General features: G+C 69.0%; 17 protein-coding genes. 10 read left to right on the top strand and 7 right to left on the bottom strand.

Annotated elements, in window-relative coordinates:
* The 3 genes from AU196_RS06405 to AU196_RS06395 form a co-directional block, all read right to left on the bottom strand.
* Positions 1 to 1,196: lytic transglycosylase domain-containing protein (locus AU196_RS06405; RefSeq protein ID WP_059094258.1), on the bottom strand; the 1,196-nt coding region annotated here is incomplete at its 3' end.
* Between the two features lie 127 nt (positions 1,197 to 1,323).
* A complete protein-coding gene (locus tag AU196_RS06400) occupies positions 1,324 to 1,839 on the bottom strand; it encodes a DUF1003 domain-containing protein (RefSeq protein WP_059094257.1) in 516 nt (171 codons plus the stop codon).
* A complete protein-coding gene (locus AU196_RS06395; protein WP_059094256.1) occupies positions 1,836 to 3,131 on the bottom strand; it encodes a magnesium transporter MgtE N-terminal domain-containing protein in 1,296 nt (431 codons plus the stop codon). The genes AU196_RS06400 and AU196_RS06395 overlap by 4 nt, the downstream gene beginning before the upstream one ends.
* A gap of 25 nt (positions 3,132 to 3,156) precedes the next feature.
* Between AU196_RS06395 and AU196_RS06390 the strand changes: the two genes are divergently transcribed.
* Positions 3,157 to 4,143, top strand: a complete 987-nt coding sequence (locus AU196_RS06390; protein WP_059094255.1) for an HpcH/HpaI aldolase/citrate lyase family protein — start codon at positions 3,157 to 3,159, stop codon at positions 4,141 to 4,143.
* Here AU196_RS06390 and AU196_RS06385 read toward each other — a convergent pair whose 3' ends face one another.
* Positions 4,144 to 4,722 (bottom strand): DUF4190 domain-containing protein, encoded by a 579-nt coding sequence (locus tag AU196_RS06385; RefSeq protein ID WP_059094254.1) that lies wholly within the window; start codon positions 4,720 to 4,722, stop codon positions 4,144 to 4,146. It lies immediately after the preceding gene.
* 104 nt (positions 4,723 to 4,826) lie between these two features.
* Here AU196_RS06385 and AU196_RS06380 point away from each other — a divergent pair, with 104 nt between their 5' ends.
* The 6 genes from AU196_RS06380 to AU196_RS06355 all read left to right on the top strand — a co-directional run bounded on the left by AU196_RS06380 (position 4,827) and on the right by AU196_RS06355 (position 10,509).
* The gene (locus tag AU196_RS06380) at positions 4,827 to 5,354 is read left to right on the top strand and encodes a YflT domain-containing protein (protein WP_059094253.1); all 528 of its coding nucleotides are present in this window, start codon (positions 4,827 to 4,829) and stop codon (positions 5,352 to 5,354) included.
* Positions 5,355 to 5,531: 177 nt separating this feature from the next.
* Entirely contained in the window at positions 5,532 to 6,929 is a 1,398-nt protein-coding gene (locus AU196_RS06375) for an ABC transporter substrate-binding protein (protein ID WP_059094268.1), read from the top strand.
* 83 nt (positions 6,930 to 7,012) lie between these two features.
* Positions 7,013 to 7,864, top strand: a complete 852-nt coding sequence (locus AU196_RS06370; protein ID WP_231737406.1) for a carbohydrate ABC transporter permease — start codon at positions 7,013 to 7,015, stop codon at positions 7,862 to 7,864.
* Between the two features lie 8 nt (positions 7,865 to 7,872).
* A complete protein-coding gene (locus tag AU196_RS06365) occupies positions 7,873 to 8,697 on the top strand; it encodes a carbohydrate ABC transporter permease (protein WP_197415717.1) in 825 nt (274 codons plus the stop codon).
* Positions 8,698 to 8,701: 4 nt separating this feature from the next.
* Positions 8,702 to 9,919: an ABC transporter ATP-binding protein gene (locus AU196_RS06360; protein ID WP_059094250.1), complete on the top strand. Its 1,218-nt coding sequence runs from the start codon at positions 8,702 to 8,704 to the stop codon at positions 9,917 to 9,919.
* Positions 9,916 to 10,509, top strand: coding sequence for a suppressor of fused domain protein (locus tag AU196_RS06355; protein WP_059094249.1), 594 nt, complete (start codon positions 9,916 to 9,918; stop codon positions 10,507 to 10,509). Before AU196_RS06360 ends, AU196_RS06355 begins: the two co-directional genes overlap by 4 nt.
* 21 nt (positions 10,510 to 10,530) lie before the next feature.
* Here AU196_RS06355 and corA read toward each other — a convergent pair whose 3' ends face one another.
* Positions 10,531 to 11,562, bottom strand: coding sequence for a magnesium/cobalt transporter CorA (gene corA, locus AU196_RS06350; protein ID WP_059094248.1), 1,032 nt, complete (start codon positions 11,560 to 11,562; stop codon positions 10,531 to 10,533).
* 91 nt (positions 11,563 to 11,653) lie between these two features.
* Between corA and AU196_RS06345 the strand changes: the two genes are divergently transcribed.
* Both AU196_RS06345 and AU196_RS06340 read left to right on the top strand, forming a co-directional pair.
* Positions 11,654 to 12,859 carry an NAD(P)-dependent malic enzyme gene (locus AU196_RS06345; protein WP_059094247.1) on the top strand — a complete coding sequence of 402 codons (1,206 nt, stop codon included), beginning with the start codon at positions 11,654 to 11,656 and terminating at the stop codon, positions 12,857 to 12,859.
* A 14-nt stretch (positions 12,860 to 12,873) separates the two neighbouring features.
* Positions 12,874 to 13,704, top strand: coding sequence for a glycine betaine ABC transporter substrate-binding protein (locus AU196_RS06340; protein WP_059094246.1), 831 nt, complete (start codon positions 12,874 to 12,876; stop codon positions 13,702 to 13,704).
* Position 13,705: 1 nt separating this feature from the next.
* Here the strand turns inward: AU196_RS06340 and AU196_RS06335 are convergent, their stop codons facing one another.
* A complete protein-coding gene (locus AU196_RS06335; RefSeq protein WP_059094245.1) occupies positions 13,706 to 14,536 on the bottom strand; it encodes an SDR family NAD(P)-dependent oxidoreductase in 831 nt (276 codons plus the stop codon).
* Positions 14,537 to 14,638: 102 nt separating this feature from the next.
* Between AU196_RS06335 and AU196_RS06330 the strand changes: the two genes are divergently transcribed.
* Positions 14,639 to 15,007, top strand: coding sequence for a DUF732 domain-containing protein (locus AU196_RS06330; protein WP_059094244.1), 369 nt, complete (start codon positions 14,639 to 14,641; stop codon positions 15,005 to 15,007).
* 84 nt (positions 15,008 to 15,091) lie between these two features.
* Here the strand turns inward: AU196_RS06330 and AU196_RS06325 are convergent, their stop codons facing one another.
* On the bottom strand, positions 15,092 to 18,862 hold the full coding sequence (locus AU196_RS06325) for a multifunctional oxoglutarate decarboxylase/oxoglutarate dehydrogenase thiamine pyrophosphate-binding subunit/dihydrolipoyllysine-residue succinyltransferase subunit (protein WP_502687220.1): 3,771 nt from the start codon (positions 18,860 to 18,862) through the stop codon (positions 15,092 to 15,094).
* Between the last annotated feature and the right edge of the window lie 33 nt (positions 18,863 to 18,895).

Raw genomic sequence — 18,895 nt, 5'->3', positions numbered from 1 at the left:
CCCGGGGCGGCGGGCAGGACCGGTCCGGGTGCGGGCGCGGCGGCCGGTGCGGGCTTGTCCTCCAGGCAGAAGACCACGCAGCTGGGCTGGGGCGGCGGGGGCGGAGCCATCCACGGCGGCACCCAGGGCGCGGGCGCGCCGGGTACCGGGGCGGTCGTCGCCGGCGCCTCCGGGGCGGGACCCGGGAGCGGGCCGAGCCGCTGTCCGGGCGCGAACCCGGGCACGGTGCTGCCGGGCATCCGGCTGGCGTCGGTGCGGGTCAGCAGCGGCACGAGCGCCAGCGGATCGTCGGCGGGCAGGCCCATCGCATTGACCGGGGTGCCGGGGCCCAGACCGTCGGCGCCGTTGACGTGGGAGTCGCCGAGCGCGGGCACGGGCCCGTTGATCGGGGGCAGGTCCACCGGGACGACGCCGGTCGCGTAGCCGCCGGCCCAGCTGAGCACGTTGCGGGCGTAGGCGACCGAGTTGTTGTACCGCAGGATCGCCGACATCACCTGCGACGGGTCGCGCAGGTTCAAGCCGCCGCTGCACAGGTAGCGAGCCGCGGCCAGCGTCGAGTCGTAGAGGTTCTGCACGTCGGCCTTGCCGTCGCCGTCACCGTCGGAGGCGTACCGGGCCCAGGTGCCGGGCAGGAACTGCATCGGCCCCATCGCCCTGGCGTAGGTCACCCGGTTGGCGTTGCGGCTCAGTTCGATGACCTCGTTGCCGGGCAGGGTGCCGTCGAGCGCGGGCCCGTAGATCGGGGTGACCGCGGTGCCGCGGGAGTCCGTCGCACCGCCGGAGGCGTGACCGGATTCGATGCGCCCGATCCCGGCCAGCAGGTTCCAGCTCACACCGCAGTTCGGGACGGCGGCGGCCATCATCCGCTCGGCGTTGCGGTAGGCGCTCAGCGCCATCGCGGGGATGCGCATGTGACCCGGGGAGTTGACGACCACCGCCGGGGGCGGCGAGGACACGGTGGACGCGGCGATGCGGAACGCGCTCGGCCCCTTCTTGACCGCCACGACGGTCGGGCCCGCGGGGTTCTGCGGGGTTTTCGCGACCGCCGCCAGCGGCGTGACCGCGGCGTTGCTCACCGAGTGCATCGTCGGTGCCGACGCGCCGACGGCGCCCGCCAGCACCAGCGGGGCGATGATGACCACTCCGGCGGCGGGCTTGCGTAGTGCCTTGACCGCGCGGCGCCGGGCCGCCGTCACCGCGGCTGCTCCCCCTATGTGCACTCCAACCGTCCTAAGCGTCTGCGCTGGCCCGACCCAGGTGTGTGAACCAAGTCACCATACATACCTCGTGTCACGTCTGTTGCAGCAATGCAACAAAACCGGTTCACCCGGTCCGCTTGGCGCGCCGGTCCTCGCCGTCGTTCGCGGCGATCAGCGTGGCCACCATCTCGCGCAGTTCCTCGAGCTCACGGCGCAGGTAGTCGCGTGTGGCGACCTCGCCGACGGCCAACCGCAACGCGGCCAGTTCGCGGGCGAGGTACTCGGTGTCGGCCTTGGTCTGGGCGGCGCGCCTGCGGTCCTCGTCCAGCGAAACCCGGTCGCGGTTCTCCTGGCGGTTCTGCGCCAGCAGGATCAGCGGCGCGGCGTAGGCCGCCTGGGTGGAGAACGCGAGGTTGAGCAGGATGAACGGATAGGGGTCCCACTGCAGGGAGACGGCGAAGAGGTTGAGCGCGATCCAGACGATCACGATGATCGTCTGCACCGCCAGGTAACGGCCCGTGCCGAGGAACCGCGCGATCCGCTCGCCGAACTGTCCGACCGCCTCCCGGTCCACGGTGAACGAGATGCGACGCGGGGTACGCGGGGTGTCCAGCCGTCCGCGCGCCGACAAGTCGCTCATGTCGTCCCTTCGGTGCCGGTCAGTTCGGGTTCGGTGACCCGTTCGCGCCAGTCGTCCGGCAGCAGGTGGTCGAGCACGTCGTCGACGGACACCGCCCCGAGCAGGTGGTTCTCCTCGTCGACGACCGGACCGCAGACGAGATTGTAAGCCGCGAAGTACCGCGTCACGGCGCCGAGGGAATCCTGCGGGCTCAGGCTCGGCAGGTCGGTGTCGAGGATCCCGCTCACCAGCGTGGCGGGCGGCTCCCGCAGCAGCCGCTGCAGGTGGACACACCCCAGGTAGTGGCCGGTCGGCGTCGCGGTGGGCGGGCGCGCGACGAATGCCAGCGACGCCAGCGCCGGCGTCAGATCGGGGTCGCGCACCCGGGCCAGCGCCTCGGCCACCGTGACGTCCGGGGCCAGCACCACCGGTTCGGAGGTCATCAGACCGCCCGCGGTGTCGGGGGAGTGGCTCAGCAGGCGGCGCACGTCCTCGGAGTCCTCGGGGTCCATGCGGCGCAGCAGCGTCTCGGCGTCGGCGGGTGTCATGGAGCCGAGCAGATCGGCGGCGTCGTCGGGATCCATCGCCTCGAGCACGTCGGCGGCGCGGTCGGTCTTGAGCTGACGCAGCACGTCGGCCTGGTCGTCGACCGGCAACTCCTGCAGCACGTCGGCGAGGCGCTCGTCGTCCAGCGCGTTGACCACCTCGTAGCGGCGCTTGGCGGGCAGCTCCCGGATGGCCTCGGCCACCTCGACCGGCCGCTGGCCCTCGAACTGTTCGAGCAGTGAGGCCACGCCTTGGTCGGGCATCGCCAGGCCGGACGGCGTCAGGCCCTGCACGTGCGCCCATTCGACGACGTGGATGTTCGACCGCCGGCCCAGGCGCCGCTGTGTGCGTACCGCGACGCGGGTCACCAGCCAGTCACGTGTCCGGCTCTGCTCGATGCCGAGATCGACCACCACGACGTCGATTCCGGCGAGCTGGGTCAGGTCGGGGTCCTCCACCCGCACCCGTGTGTCGAGGACCTGACCGACCACCAGCACCTCGCCGGGGCGCTGCACGAACTTGCGCAGCGACACGTTGGCGGTGGTGAGCGTGACCGCGCTGGGCTCGATCGCGGTGACCCGCAGAATCGGTACGAAAATCCTTCGGCGCGTGAGCAATTCGACGACGAGGCCGAGGACGCGCGGCTGCTGGCGCACAATGCTGATGCTGATCACGATGTCGCGCACGCGGCCGATCGACTCGCCGTCGGGGCCCAGCACGACCATTCCCGCGAGTCGTGCCGCGTAGACCCTGTTCACCGCCGCCATGACTGAAAGAGTAGAGAGTAGAACCGTGAACCACGCGATTCGACCCCGCGAACCCGACGAATCCGCCCGGCCGCGTCGGACGTGCCTCTCGGTCCCCGGCAGCAGCGCGAAGATGATCGAGAAGGCCAAGGGGTTGCCGGCCGACGAGGTGTTCCTCGACCTCGAGGACGCCGTCGCGCCGGACGCGAAGGCCGAGGCGCGCACCCGCGTCGCGGTGGCGCTGGCCGAATCCGGTTGGGGCGGACAGCTACGCGGCGTGCGGGTCAACGACTGGACCACGCCGTGGACCTACGCCGACGTCATCGAAGTGGTGTCGACGGCCGGTGCGCACCTCGACCTCATCGTGTTGCCGAAGGTCACCGACGTCTCCCACATCCACGCGCTGGATCTGCTGCTCGGCCAGGTGGAGGCCACGCACGGGCTGCCCGTCGGGCGCATCGGCATCGAGGCGCAGATCGAGAACGCCGCGGGGCTGACCGACATCGACGCGATCGCCGCAGGCCCACGCATGCAGGCGCTGGTTCTCGGCCCGGCGGATCTGATGGCGAGCCTCAACATGCGCACGCTGGTCGTCGGCGAACAGCCCGAGGGCTACGACGTCGGCGACGCCTACCACCACATCTTCATGCGCATCCTCATCGCCGCCCGCACCCACGGGATCCACGCCATCGACGGGCCGTTCCTCAAGGTGCGCGACGTCGAGGCGTTCCGCCGCGTGGCGGGGCGGTCGGCGGCGCTGGGCTTCGACGGAAAGTGGGTGCTGCACCCCGACCAGATCACCGCGGGCAACGAGATCTTCAGCCCGCGCCAGCAGGACTACGACCACGCGGAGTTGATCCTCGAGGCCTACGAGTGGCACACCTCCGGTGCGGGCGGCGCCCGCGGTGCGGTGATGCTGGGCGACGAGATGATCGACGAGGCCAGCCGCAAGATGGCGCTGGTGATCGCGGCCAAGGGACGGGCCGCCGGAATGACACGGCAGGGCGAACCGTTCCGTCCGCCGGCCGGATAGTCAGGGGTTCATGAGGACGACGGCCATGACGAGCCCGGCGAGCAGCGACACCGCGCCGACGGCGATCCCGGCGATCGCCAGACCCTGACCCTCTTCCCGGCTCTGCTTGATCTGGTTGAGCGACACCAGCCCGAGCGCGATGCCTGCCACCGAACCGATGCAGCACACGAAGCCGATCAGCGACGCCACCAGCGACCAGATGGCCAGCGAATTCGTCTTCGGGCCCGCACCGTAACCGCCGGCGTAGGACGGGTATCCGGGCGGCGGCGGGGGATAGCCGGCGGGCGTGTCGTACGGGGCGCCGTACGCGCCGTAGGGCTGGTAACCGGGCGGCGGGGGCGGATACCCCTGCTGCTGGTATCCGGGCTGCTGATAGTCCGGCGGCGGGTAGCCGGGCTGCTGGTAGCCGGGCTGGCCGTACCCGGGCTGGTAGCCGGGTTGTTCGAAGGCGGGCGGCGGCGGATAGCCGGGTTGCTCGCCGTAGGCGGGTGTTTCGTAGCCGCCGGCGGGCGGTTCGGCGCCGCCGGGGCCGGGTTCGGACGCTGACGAGGTCTCGGGGTCGCGGTCCGGGGTCGTCATGAACTCAACCTAGCGCACCGGGTGGGCACGAATCGGGCCTCTGAGACGTTGGTCTGACGAGAACCCGCTGCCGAATCCGGCGTCCTAGAGGAGAATGACGAGCGATGACGAGTCCTTTCCAATCCGGGCCGACACCGGGCGCGCCGCCCACCTCGCCGGCAGGCGCGCGTGGCGTGCCCGCCGCGCTGCCCACCCCGCCCAAGGGATGGCCCGTCGGTTCCTACGCGACCTATGCGGAGGCGCAGCGCGCGGTCGACTACCTGTCGGATCAGCAGTTCCCCGTCCAGCAGGTCACCATCGTCGGGGTGGATCTGATGCAGGTGGAACGCGTGACCGGCCGGCTGTCGTGGCCGAAGGTCCTCGGCGGCGGTGTGCTGACCGGAGCGTGGTTGGGTCTGTTCATCGGCCTGATCCTCGGGTTCTTCAGCCCGAACCCGTGGAGCGCACTGCTCACGGGCCTGATCGCGGGTGTGTTCTTCGGTCTCATCACATCCGCGATCCCGTACGCGATGGCCCGCGGCACAAGGGATTTCAGCTCGACCATGCAGCTGGTCGCCGGCCGCTACGACGTGCTGTGCGATCCGAAGAACGCCGAACAGGGCCGGGATCTGCTGGCGCGCTTGACGATCTGAGGTGGCGACGCATCCGCGCCGCGGATGACACGGCCAGGTCACGATCGGGGGCGAATCCACCGCCCGACCCGCCGAAGTGTTGCACATCACGCGCGTCTCCCTCTACGGTTTGCGCGCGGGAAGTTCCCCGCCGGGGCCGCTCGGAGCGGCTGAAGGGGAACAGACGGGAGGCTGGTGGTGCGCGCTCGGCGGCTAGGTGCTGCAGCAGTCGCCGCGCTGGCGACCGCGTCGATGGTTTCGGCGTGTGGATCCGGCGGCGACGGAAAAGTCATCAACCTGTACACCTCGGCCAACGAACTCGCCACGTTCACGGCGCTGGCCGAGCGGTGTACCGAGGAACTCGACAACGGGTTCACCGTGCGGCAGGTCAGCCTGCCCAAGAGCGCCGACGAACAGCGGCTCCAGCTCGCGCGGCGGTTGACCGGCAACGACAAGACGCTCGACATGATGGCCATGGACGTCGTGTGGACCCCGGAGTTCGCCGAGGCCGGCTGGATCGTCCCGTTGTCCGAGGATCCGGCGGGCCTGGCCGAACGGGATGCGACCACCGACACGCTGCCCGGTCCGCTGGAGACCGCCACGTGGCAGGACACGCTCTACGCGTCGCCGATCACCACCAACACCCAGGTGCTCTGGTACCGCGCCGACCTGATGCCCGCGCCGCCCGGCAACTGGGATGCGATGGTCGCCGAGGCCACCCGGCTGCACGAAGCCGGGCAGCCGAGCTGGATCGCGGTGCAGGGCAAGCAGTACGAGGGTCTGGTCGTGTGGTTCAACACGCTGCTGGAGAGCGCGGGCGGGCAGGTGCTGTCCGACGACGGCACCAGGGTGACGTTGACCGACACCCCCGAACACCGGGCCGCCACCGTCAAGGCGCTGGAGGTCATCAAGTCCGTCGCCACCGCCCCGGGCGCCGACCCGTCGATCACGCAGACCGACGAGAGCACCGCGCGTCTGGCGCTCGAACAGGGCAAGGCCGCGCTCGAGGTGAACTGGCCGTTCGTGCTGCCCTCGATGCTGGAGAACGCGGTCAAGGGTGGTGTGGGATTCCTCCCGCTCGATCAGCGTCCCGACCTGACCAGCGCCATCAACGAGGCGGGCACCTTCTCGCCGAGCGACGAGCAGTTCCGCACGGCCTACGACGCCAGCCGTGAGGTGTTCGGTTTCGCACCCTTCCCGGAGGTCAACCCCGGCACGCCCGCGAAGGTGACGCTCGGCGGTCTCAACCTGGCCGTGGCGAAGACCTCCCAGCACAAGGCGGAGGCCTTCGAGGTGATGCGGTGCCTGCGCAGCCCGGAGAATCAGCGGACCACGTCCGTCGAGGGCGGTCTGCCCGCGGTGCGGGCGTCGCTGTACGACGACCCCGCATTCCAGGCGCGGTATCCGCAGTACGACATCATCCGCAGGCAGCTGATCGACGCCGCGGTCCGTCCGGCCAGCCCGCAGTACCAGGCCGTGTCGACGCGGATCTCGGTGACGCTGGCGCCGATCAACCAGATCGATCCCGAGCGCACCGCTGACGAACTGGCCGAGCAGGTCCAGAAGGCGATCGACGGCAAGGGGCTCATTCCGTGACAGCCACTGTTGACACCGCACCGGCCACCGCGCCGCCGACCGCGGCCGGCGGCGGCACCGACGACGAGAAGTCCGAGCGGCGGCTGGCTTTCCTGCTGATCGCTCCGGCCGTCATCCTCATGCTGGCGGTCACCGGCTATCCGATCGTCTACTCGGTGTGGCTGAGCCTGCAGCGCTACAACCTCGCCACCCCCGACGACACCGAGTTCGTCGGCCTGCAGAACTACGTCACCGTGCTCACCGATGGCTACTGGTGGAGCGCGCTGGCGGTCACGCTGGGCATCACGATCGTGTCGGTGGCCATCGAGTTCGTGCTCGGCATGGCGCTGGCGCTGGTGATGCACCGGACCATCTTGGGCAAGGGTGTAGTCCGCACCGCGATCCTGATCCCGTACGGCATCGTCACCGTCGCCGCGTCCTACAGCTGGTACTACGCCTGGACACCCGGCACCGGGTACCTGGCCAACCTGCTGCCCGAAGGCAGTGCGCCGTTGACCGAACAGCTGCCCTCGCTGGCGATCGTCGTGCTCGCCGAGGTGTGGAAGACGACGCCGTTCATGGCGCTGCTGCTGCTCGCCGGCCTGGCTCTTGTGCCGCAGGACCTGCTCAACGCCGCGCAGATGGACGGGGCCGGCGCGTGGAAGCGGTTGGTGAAAGTCATTCTGCCGCTGATCAAACCGGCGATCCTGGTGGCGCTGCTGTTCCGCACGCTCGACGCGTTCCGGGTGTTCGACAACATCTACGTGCTCACCCAGGGCGCCAACAACACCGGTTCGGTGTCGATCCTGGGCTACGACAACCTGTTCAAGGCGTTCAACCTCGGTCTGGGCTCGGCGATCAGCGTGCTCATCTTCCTGTGCGTGGCGATCATCGCGTTCATCTACATCAAGCTGTTCGGCGCGTCGGCACCCGGATCCGAGGAGGAGCAGCGATGAGCGAGCCGGTGCCTGCCGGGCGGGCGGCGGGATGGGCCGTCGTCAACGTTCTCGTCGTGCTCTACGCGCTGTTCCCGGTGCTGTGGATCCTGAGCCTGTCGCTGAAGCCGACCTCGAGTGTCAAGGACGGCAAGCTGATCCCGACGGAGATCACGTTCGCCAACTACAAGGGCATCTTCAACGGCGACGCGTTCAGTTCGGCGCTGTTCAACTCGATCGGCATCGGTCTGATCACCACGTTCATCGCGGTGCTGGTCGGCGGGATGGCCGCCTACGCGGTGGCGCGGCTGGCGTTCCCCGGCAAGAAGCTGCTCGTCGGCGTCGCGTTGCTGATCGCGATGTTCCCCCAGATCTCCCTGGTCACACCGCTTTTCAACATCGAGCGCTCACTCGGCCTGTTCGACACGTGGCCCGGGCTGATCATCCCCTACATCACCTTCGCACTGCCGCTGGCGATCTACACGCTGTCGGCGTTCTTCCGGGAGATCCCCTGGGATCTGGAGAAGGCCGCGAAGATGGACGGGGCGACGCCGGCGCAGGCGTTCCGCAAGGTGATCGCCCCGCTCGCGGCGCCCGGCATCGTCACCGCGGCGATCCTGGTGTTCATCTTCGCGTGGAACGACCTGCTGCTCGCGCTGTCGCTGACGGCCACGCAGCGGGCGATCACGGCGCCGGTGGCGATCGCGAACTTCACGGGCAGTTCACAGTTCGAGGAGCCGACCGGGTCGATCGCGGCGGGCGCGATGGTGATCACGATCCCGATCATTGTCTTTGTTCTCATCTTCCAGCGACGGATCGTCGCCGGCTTGACGTCCGGTGCGGTGAAGGGGTAGCGCGATGGCCGAAATCGTCTTGGACAAGGTGACCAAGAGTTACCCGAACGGCGCGACGGCGGTGAAGGACCTGTCGATCACCATCGCCGACGGCGAGTTCATCATCCTGGTCGGACCGTCCGGATGCGGGAAGTCGACGACGCTCAACATGATCGCCGGGCTGGAGGACATCTCCTCCGGGGAACTGCGTATCGGCGGGCAGCGGGTCAACGAGAAGGCGCCCAAGGACCGCGACATCGCGATGGTGTTCCAGTCCTATGCCCTGTACCCGCACATGAGCGTGCGCCAGAACATCGGGTTTCCGCTGACGCTGGCCAAGGTCAAGAAAGAGGAGATCAACGCCAAGGTCGAAGAGACCGCGAAGATCCTCGACCTGACCGAACTGCTGGACCGCAAACCCGGTCAGCTCTCCGGTGGGCAACGGCAGCGGGTGGCCATGGGACGCGCGATCGTGCGCAATCCCAAGGCATTCCTGATGGACGAGCCGCTGAGCAACCTCGACGCGAAACTGCGCGTGCAGATGCGTTCGGAGATCTCGCGGCTGCAGAATCGGCTGGGCACCACCACCGTCTACGTCACCCACGACCAGACCGAGGCGATGACCCTGGGTGACCGCGTCGTGGTCATGCTGTCCGGCGTCGCACAGCAGATCGGCTCGCCCGAGGAGCTCTACAACCGCCCGGCGAACCTGTTCGTCGCCGGGTTCATCGGCTCACCCGCGATGAACTTCTTCCCGGCGTCGCTGACCGACGTGGGGGTGCGGCTGCCCTTCGGCGAGGTCACGCTGACCCAGGAGGCGCACGATCTGATCAACCGGCGCGGTAAGCCGAAGAACATCATCGTCGGTGTCCGCCCCGAACACATCGAGGACGCCTCGGTGCTCGACGGTTACGCCCGCATCCGCGCGCTGACCTTCGAGGTCACCGCCGACATCGTGGAGTCGCTGGGGGCGGAGAAGTACGTGCACTTCCGCACCGAGGGCGCCGGCGCACGGTCCGACCAGCTGGCCCAGCTCGCCGTCGAATCCGGCCAGGGCGAGAACGAGTTCGTGGCGCGGGTGTCCACCGAGTCGCCGGTCCGCCAGGGCGCCACCGTCGAACTCGCGCTCGACACCTCGAAACTGGTGATCTTCGACGGCGATACGGGGGAGAACCTGACGATCCCCGACGAGCGCTCCGCGGAGCCGCCGACGATCGTGGAACCGGCCAAGCCCGAAGAGTGACCGACGTCCTGAGCGCGGTGCGCGCCCACCTGGGCGAGCACTTCCGGCGGGTCGGCATCACGTCCGAACCCGCCTCCGCCAGCGTCACCTTCCTCGGCACCGAACGGATCGAGGTGCTGCGGTTCGGACCCGACGACGACGGTGTCGCACACTACGTCTCGCTGGGGTGTTCGCGGCACCCGATGTTCGACCCGACCGAGCTGGTGACCGACCCGATCCACGGACCCCGCGCCGAAGTCGTTGTCGCCCTTCGCGGTCCGACGCCCAAGGGGTTGTCCCGATCGCTGGCGGTGCTGGCCGCCGCGCCGGCCGTCGAAGGTCTCGTGTTGGAGGCCGACGCGTTGATCGACCTCGAGACACCGCTGTGGGAACCGGCCCCGTTCACCGCATTCCTGTTGGGGCGCAGCGATATCGACGATGTTCCGCTACCGGGCCCGATGCCTGCGGTGACGGTCTTCTCGGCCACCCCGATCACTCCGACCGAGGCGGCGTGGGTGCGCCTCAAGGGAGCCGACGCGATGCGGGAGGCGTGGACGGCGGACGGGGTCGACGTGCTCGACCCACAGCGGCGGGCCGCTAATCCAACCTGAGCGTAGGGCCGCGAATCCGAGTTACAGCCAGTCGTTGTGGCGGAAGGTGCGGTAGAGCAGCGCGCAGACCGTCACCATGACCAGCAGCACCGCGGGATAGCCCCACTGCCAGTGCAGTTCGGGCATGTGGTCGAAGTTCATCCCGTAGACCCCCGCCATCGCGGTGGGGACTGCGGCGATCGCCACCCATGCCGAGATCTTGCGCATGTCGACGTTCTGCTGCATCGCGACCTTGCCGAGCGCGGCCTGCACCAGCGAGCTGAGCAGGTCGTCGTAGCTGCCGATGCGGTCGGAGGCGCGGATGTTGTGGTCGAGGACGTCGGAGATGTAGCGGCGTATCTCGATGGAGATCAGGTCCTCGTAGTCGCTGATCCGCTGCAGCGCCGGGGTCAGCGGCGAGACCGCCCGGCGTAGTTCCACCACCTCGCGTTTGAGGAGATAGATGTTCTCGATGTTGGTCCGCGACCGCGGGGAGAAGATGTCCTCCTCGATCGCGTCGATGTCGGTCTCCACCATCTCGGTGACCTCGAGGTAGCTGTCCACCACATGGTCGGCGATCGCGTGCATGACCGAATGGGGGCCGAGGGTGAGCGCCGTGGGGGATTCCTCGAGGCGCCGACGCACCCCGGTCAGACCGCTGTGGTCGCCGTGGCGCACCGTGACGACGAAGTCGCGGCCGACGAAGATCATGATCTCGCCGGTCTCGACGATCTCGCGCGCCTTGGCCATCGACTCGTGCTCGACGTACTTCACCGTCTTGAGGACCAGGAACAACGTGTCGTCGTAACGTTCGACCTTCGGACGTTGGTGGGCGTGCACGGCGTCCTCGACGGCGAGTTCGTGCAGCCCGAACATCTCGGCGACCGTCTGCATCTGGGGCTCGTCGGGTTCGTGCAGACCGATCCACACGAACGCGGTGCGGCCCTGGCTCGCCAGGTCGTGCGCCCGGTCCAGCGCGGAGGCGTGGGTGAACGAGCCGGGCAGGCGCTCGCCGTCGCAGTACACCGCGCAGTCGACGACCGCTCGGGCCACCGAGACGTGGGAAGACGGCATCCGGAGATGGTACGCGCCCGACCCACTCGCCCGGACCTCACCGAGGGGTGAGCATGGCCGGTGAGAACTCGGGGTCCGATAGTGTTCACTCGTGGCTGAAACAGTTGTTGGTTCCTCGCGCGAGCGCTCGTCGGCGGTCAGCACCCCGCAGGTCGTCATCGATGACGAAGAGATCTTCGCCGCCCACGAAGGCGGCAAACTCTCGGTGGAGCTCAAGGCGCCGCTGGACACCCAGCGTGCGCTGTCGATCGCCTACACCCCGGGTGTCGCGCAGGTGAGCCGCGCGATCGCGAAGGATCCCGCGCTGGCCGCGAAGTACACGTGGGCCAACCGCCTCGTCGCGGTCGTCAGCGACGGCAGCGCGGTGCTCGGGCTCGGCGACATCGGCGCCGCCGCGTCGCTGCCGGTGATGGAGGGCAAGAGCGCGCTGTTCAAGACGTTCGGCGGGCTCGACTCGATCCCGATCGTGCTCGACACCAAGGACCCCGACGAGATCGTCGAGACGCTGGTGCGGCTGCGCCCGACGTTCGGCGCGGTCAACCTCGAGGACATCTCGGCGCCGCGCTGCTTCGAGATCGAACGCCGCGTCATCGAGGCGCTCGACTGCCCGGTCATGCACGACGACCAGCACGGCACCGCGATCGTCGTCCTCGCCGCGCTGATGGGTGCGGCGCGGGTGCTCGACCGGGACACGGCCGGGCTGCGGGTGGTGATCTCCGGCGCCGGCGCCGCGGGCGTCGCGTGCGCCAACATCCTGCTGGCCGCGGGCATCGCCGACGTCACCGTGCTCGACAGCAAGGGCATCGTCCACAGCGGGCGCGAGGACCTGAACTCCTTCAAGGCCGAACTGGCCGAACGCACCAACCCCGCGGGCCGCACCGGCGGCGTCGCCGAGGCGCTCGACGGCGCCGACATGTTCCTCGGGCTGTCGGCCGGGCTCGTCGCGGAGGAGCTGATCGCCACGATGGCGCCGGGCGGCATCGTGTTCGCGCTGTCCAACCCCGACCCGGAGATCCACCCGGACCTCGCGCGCAAGTACGCCGCCGTCGTGGCGACCGGCCGCAGCGACTTCCCGAACCAGATCAACAACGTGCTGGCGTTCCCCGGTGTGTTCCGCGGTGCGCTCGACGCCGGGGCGCGACGGATCACCGAGCGGATGAAGGTGGCCGCTGCCGAGGCGATCTTCTCGGTGGTCGGGGACGACCTGGCCGTCGACCACATCGTGCCCAGCGCGCTCGATCCGCGGGTGGCCCCGGCGGTGGCCGCCGCGGTCGGTGCGGCCTCGCAGGCCGGCTGAGCCGCACCCCCACCGTGCGCCGTCTGCTGATCGCCCTGTGCGCGGTGCTCGTCACCGCCTGCGGGGGACCGCAGACCGGGCCGTCGCTGACGATCGGATCCGCCGAGGACGACGCGTCGCTGGTGACCGCACACCTGTATGCCGCCGCCCTGCGCCATTACGGCACCGGCACCCGGGTCGAGCCGACCGCCGACCCGCTGACCGCGCTCGACGCCGGTGACGTGGCCGTGGTGCCGGGGCTGACCGGCCGCCTGCTGAACCGTTTCCAGCCCGATGCGACCGCGCGCGCCGACGAACAGGTGTACCGGGACATGGTCTCGGCGCTGCCCGAGGGTGTCGCGGCGGGCGACTACACCACCGCGGCCGAGGACAAACCGGCCCTCGCGGTCACCGAGGACACGGTCGCCGACCTGGGCGGCCAGGACCTCTCGGCGGTGGTGCGCCGGTGCGGGGAGGTCCGGCCGGGCCGGGTCCGCGGGACCCGCACCCCGGCGGCGGTCGGCACCTGCAGGCTGCCTGCGCCGCGCGAATTCGGCGACGCCGCGTCGCTGTTTGCCGCCGTGAAGGGCGGTGAGGTCGACGCCGCGTGGACGACGACCGCGACGCCGGGCATCCCGTCGGACCTGGTCGTGCTCGCCGACCGCACCTCGCTGGTGCGCGCCGAGAACGTCGTACCGCTCTACCGCCGCAACACCCTCGGCGAATCGCAGGTGCTCGCGCTCAACGAGGTCGCGGGCGTGCTGGACACCGCGGCGCTGGCCGAGATGCGCGCCCGCGTCCGCGACGGCGAGGACCCCGGGGTCGTGGCCGGCGAATGGCTGGCGGAGCACCCGCTGCGGGACTGACTCAGTGCGGCCGGGGCAGCAGCTTGCCCGTCACGGAGGAGAACAGCCGCTGGTAGTGCGGCCCGACGATGCGAATGACCGCGTCGAGCACCTTGGCGTCGTTGCCGATCAGCACCCGAGCCTTGTTCTTGCGGACGCCGTCGAGGATGACCTGCGCCGCCTTCTCGGGGCTGGTGTTGGCGAGCTTCTTGTCGAACAGCTTGGCCAGTTCCTCGGGGTCCAGCCCCTCGGCGGCGGTGGCGTTGCGCGCGATCGCGGTCTTGATGCCGCCCGGGTGGACGGTGGTCACCTTGACCGGGTGACCGGCCGCCGTCATCTCCTGGTTCAGCGCCTCGGTGAAGCCGCGCACCGCGAACTTGGCCGCGTTGTAGGCGCCCTGGCCCGGCACCGCGAACAGGCCGAACACGCTGGAGACGTTGATGACGTGTCCGTCGCCCGAGGCGATCAGGTGGGGCAGGAACGCCTTGGTGCCGTTCACCACGCCCCAGAAGTCGACGTCCATCACCCGTTCGATGTCCTTGAACTGGCTGACCTCGATGTCGCCGGTGAACGCGATGCCGGCGTTGTTGTAGATCTGGTTGACCTTGCCGAAGTGTTCGGCGACCTCGTCGGCGTAGAGCAGGAACGCCTCCCGCTCCGTGACGTCGAGGCGATCGCTCTTCACCTGTGCGCCGATCGCCTTGATGCGCTCCTCGGTGACGGCGAGGCCTTCGAGGTTGACGTCGCTGATCGCGACGCTGGCCCCGGAGCGGGCCAACTCGACCGCCAGCGCCTGCCCGATTCCCGACCCGGCGCCGGTCACGACGGCGACCTTTCCGGCGAAGCCCTGCATACACACTCCTCGTGTCGATTCGACTCGCGTCGAATCTAGCCGGTACTCGCGGTACCGGCGCAGCGGGGTAACGGTCCGTGTCCGCACCGCGATGGTCCTGTCATGAACCGCATTCACCGCGCGGCCGCCGCGTCGCTCGCCGTCTCCGGCATCATCGGGTCCGCCATGTCGCTGGGCACGGGAACGGCGGGGGCCGACACGGCCACCGACATGTTCCTGTCCGCGCTGGCCGGTTCCGGTGTGAGCGGGGTCGACACGGCCACCGCGGTGCGCGTCGGGCAGTCGGTGTGCCCGATGCTGGCCGAGCCGGGGCAGAACGTGGCGAACGTGGCGGCCGACGTCTCCGACATGATCGGCCGCCCGCTGGGGCCGGCCACCATGTTCACCGGGCTGGCGATCCAGGTCTTCTGCCCGGGCGCGGTCGCGGCGCTCGCGTACGGCAAGTCGCCGCTTCCGCTGCCGGGCTTGTAAGCCCCCTGTTCGTTGACTCTGCGCCCTGGGCGCCGCCCACTCGCACTTTCGTGCCGTGGACGCAGAGTCAACGGTCGGTGGTCGCTACGGGGCGAACGCCTCGTCGAGGATCTCCTGCTGCTCGACGGCGTGCACCTTCGACGAACCCGATGACGGCGCCGACATCGCGCGCCGCGAGATCCGCGTGATGCCGGTGAAGTAGTCCGGCAGCATCTCGGGCAGCGTCAGCCCGAACGTCGGCCACGCACCCTGGTTCGCCGGCTCCTCCTGCACCCAGAACTTCTCCTCGACGTTCGGGTACTTGTCCAGCGTCTCGGCGAGCCGCCGCTTGGGCAGCGGGGCGAGCTGCTCGATCCGCACGATCGCGATGTCGTCGCGGCCCTCCTTGTTCTTGCGCGCCACCAGTTCGTAGTAGATCTTGCCGCTGGTGAGCAGCACCCGGGTGACCTTGTTGCGGTCGCCGTCGCCGTCGGTGTAGGTCGGCTCCTCGAGCACCGAACGGAACTTCTGCTCGGTGAAGTCGCGGATATCGCTGACCGCGGCCTTGTTGCGCAGCATCGACTTCGGCGTGAAGACGATCAGCGGGCGCTGGATCCCGTCGAGGCTGTGCCTGCGCAGCAGGTGGAAGTAGTTCGCCGGAGTCGACGGCAACGCGATCGTCATCGAACCCTCGGCCCACAGCTGCAAGAACCGCTCGATGCGGCCCGAGGTGTGGTCGGGGCCCTGGCCCTCGTGGCCGTGCGGCAGCAGCAGCACGACGTCGGAGAGCTGACCCCACTTCGCCTCACCGGAGCTGATGAACTCGTCGATGATCGACTGCGCACCGTTGATGAAGTCGCCGAACTGCGCCTCCCACAACACCATCGCGTCCGGGTTGCCGACGGAGTAGCCGTATTCGAAGCCCACCGCGGCGAACTCCGACAGCGGCGAGTCGTACACCAGGAACTTGCCGCCGGTCGGGTTGCCGTCGGAGTCCGTCGCCAGCAGTTGCAGCGGCGTGAACTCCTTGCCGGTCTTGCGGTCGATCACCACCGAGTGGCGCTGGGTGAACGTGCCGCGGCGGGTGTCCTGGCCGGACAGCCGGACCAGCTTGCCCTCGGCGATCATCGTGCCCAGGGCCAGCAGTTCGGCGAACGCCCAGTCGACCTTGCCCTCGTAGGCCATCTCGCGGCGCTTCTCGAGCACCGGCTTGACGCGCGGGTGGACGGTGAAGCCCTCCGGCACCGCCAGGTGGGCGTCGCCGATGCGGGCCAGCAGCGACTTGTCCACCGCGGTGGCGAGTTTGGCCGGGATCTGCTGATCGGCTTCCACCGATTCGCTGGGCTCGATCTCGTGTTTCTCGAGTTCGCGGACTTCGTTGAAGACCTGTTCGAGCTGACCCTGGTAGTCCCGCAGCGCGTCCTCGGCCTCCTTCATGGAGATGTCGCCGCGGCCGATCAGCGCTTCGGTGTAGCTCTTGCGGACCCCGCGCTTGGTGTCGATCACGTCGTACATCGAGGGCTGCGTCATCGACGGGTCGTCACCTTCGTTGTGCCCGCGGCGGCGGTAGCACAGCAGGTCGATGACGACGTCCTTCTTGAACTTCTGCCGGAAATCGACGGCCAACCGGGACACCCAGACCGCGGCCTCGGGGTCGTCGCCGTTGACGTGGAAGATCGGCGCGCCGATCATCTTCGCCACGTCGGTGCAGTACTCCGACGACTTCGCCGCCGCCGGGGACGTGGTGAAGCCGATCTGGTTGTTGACGATCAGGTGGATCGTGCCGCCGGTGCGGTAGCCGCGCAGCAGCGCCAGGTTCAGCGTCTCGGCGACCACGCCCTGCCCGGCGAACGCGGCGTCACCGTGCAGCATCAGCGGTACGACCGTGTAGCCGTCCTCGCCGGCGCCCTTGTCGAGCAGATCCTGTTTGGCGCGCACCAGGCCTTCCATCACCGGGTCGACGGCCTCGAGGTGGCTCGGGTTGGCGGTCAGCGACACCGTGATGTCGTTGTCGCCGAACATCTGCAGGTACGTGCCGCTGGAGCCGAGGTGGTACTTCACGTCGCCGGAGCCGTGCGCCTGCGAGGGGTTGAGGTTGCCCTCGAACTCGCTGAAGATCTGGCTGTAGGGCTTGCCGACGATGTTGGCCAGCACGTTGAGCCGGCCGCGGTGCGGCATCCCGATGACGACCTCGTCGAGCGCGTGTTCGGCGCACTGGTCGATCACCGCGTCCATCGCCGGGATGACGGTTTCGGCGCCCTCCAGGGAGAACCGTTTCTGCCCAACGTATTTGGTCTGCAGGAAGGTCTCGAACGCCTCGGCGGCGTTGAGCCGGCTCAGGATGTACTTCTGCTGCGCGACGGTGGGCTTCTCGTGGGTGCCCTCGATGCGATCCTGGAGCCACTGCTGCTGCTCGGGTTCGAGGATGTGGGTGTACTCGACGCCGATGTGGCGGCAGTAGGAGTCGCGCAGCACGGCGAGCACGTCGCGCAGCTTCTTGCGCTCGGCGCCGGCGAAGCCGTTGACCTTGAACTCGCGGTCCAGGTCCCAGAGCGTCAGGCCGTGGGTGAGCACGTCGAGGTCGGGGTGGCTGCGGAAGCGGTCCTTGTCCAGGCGCAGCGGGTCGATGTCGGCCATCAGGTGGCCGCGGTTGCGGTACGCCGCGATCAGTTCGATGACGCGGGCGTTCTTGTCCTCGATCGAATCGGGGTTGTCGGTGCGCCAGCGCACCGGCTCGTACGGGATGCCGAGTTCACGGAAGATCTCGTCGAAGAAATCGTCGGACAGCAGCAGTTGGTGCACGGTCCGCAGGAAGTCGCCGGATTCGGCGCCCTGGATGATGCGGTGGTCGTAGGTGGACGTCAGCGTGATGAGTTTGCCGATGCCCAGGTCGGCGATGCGTTCCTCGCTGGCCCCCTGGAACTCCGCCGGGTACTCCATCGCGCCGACGCCGATGATCGCGCCCTGGCCGCGCATCAACCGGGGCACCGAGTGCACGGTTCCGATGGTGCCCGGGTTCGTCAGCGAGATCGTCACACCGGAGAAGTCCTCGGCCGTGAGCTTGCCGTCGCGGGCCCGCCGCACGATGTCCTCGTAGGCGGCGATGAACTGGCCGAACCGCATGGTGTCGGCCTTCTTGATCGCCGCGACGACCAGTTGCCGGTTACCGTCCTTGCCCTGCAGGTCGATTGCGAGGCCCAGGTTCGTGTGAGCCGGTGTGACGGCGTTGGGCTTGCCGTCGACCTCGGTGAAGTGGCGGTTCATGTTCGGGAACTTCTTGACCGCCGCCACGATCGCGTAGCCGATCAGGTGGGTGAAGCTGATCTTGCCGCCGCGCGTGCGCTTGAGGTGGTTGTTGATGACGACGCGGTTGTCGATCATCAGCTTCGCCGGGATGGCGCGCACGCTGGTCGCGGTCGGCACCTCCAGCGACGCCGACATGTTCTTCGCGACGGCCGCCGCGGCGCCGCGCAGTACCTGGTTCTGGTCGCTGTCGTCGGACGGCTGGGACGCCGGCTTGGCGGTGCCGTTGCTCGACTTGTCGGACTTGTCGGATTTGTCGGAGGTCTTGGTGTCGGCCGGCTTGGTCGACGACTTCGACTCGGCGGGCTTGGCTTTCGTCTGGGACTTCGAGTCCTGCTTCGAGTCCTGCTTCGAATCCGCCGGCTTGGCGGCTTGCGCCTTCGAGTCTCGGGCCTTGGGCGCCGGGGCGGGCGCCGGCTCCGGTGGGGCCTTCGGTGCCGCGGTGGAGGTGGCCGTCTGCTGACCGTTCCCGCTCCCGCTGGAGTCGGTGGTCGGTTCCGGGTTGTAGTCGACGAGGAACTCGTGCCAACTGGGGTCTACCGACGAGGGATCCTCGCGGAATTTGCGATACATCTCCTCGACCAACCATTCGTTCTGGCCGAATGG

This window comes from Mycobacterium sp. IS-1742 (assembly GCF_001500125.1).
Lineage (GTDB): Bacteria > Actinomycetota > Actinomycetes > Mycobacteriales > Mycobacteriaceae > Mycobacterium.
The sequence above is the reverse complement of the archived record's forward strand: the minus strand, read 5'-3'. Positions and strand labels throughout refer to the sequence as shown.

Coding starts and splice junctions, on each gene's coding strand:
- AU196_RS06400 (WP_059094257.1), bottom strand. CDS start 1,839: ATGAGCGACTTGTCGGCGCGCGGACGGCTGGACACCCCGCGTACCCCG.
- AU196_RS06395 (WP_059094256.1), bottom strand. CDS start 3,131: ATGGCGGCGGTGAACAGGGTCTACGCGGCACGACTCGCGGGAATGGTC.
- AU196_RS06385 (WP_059094254.1), bottom strand. CDS start 4,722: ATGACGACCCCGGACCGCGACCCCGAGACCTCGTCAGCGTCCGAACCC.
- AU196_RS06380 (WP_059094253.1), top strand. CDS start 4,827: ATGACGAGTCCTTTCCAATCCGGGCCGACACCGGGCGCGCCGCCCACC.
- AU196_RS06360 (WP_059094250.1), top strand. CDS start 8,702: ATGGCCGAAATCGTCTTGGACAAGGTGACCAAGAGTTACCCGAACGGC.
- corA (WP_059094248.1), bottom strand. CDS start 11,562: ATGCCGTCTTCCCACGTCTCGGTGGCCCGAGCGGTCGTCGACTGCGCG.
- AU196_RS06335 (WP_059094245.1), bottom strand. CDS start 14,536: ATGCAGGGCTTCGCCGGAAAGGTCGCCGTCGTGACCGGCGCCGGGTCG.
- AU196_RS06330 (WP_059094244.1), top strand. CDS start 14,639: ATGAACCGCATTCACCGCGCGGCCGCCGCGTCGCTCGCCGTCTCCGGC.
- AU196_RS06325 (WP_502687220.1), bottom strand. CDS start 18,862: ATGTATCGCAAATTCCGCGAGGATCCCTCGTCGGTAGACCCCAGTTGG.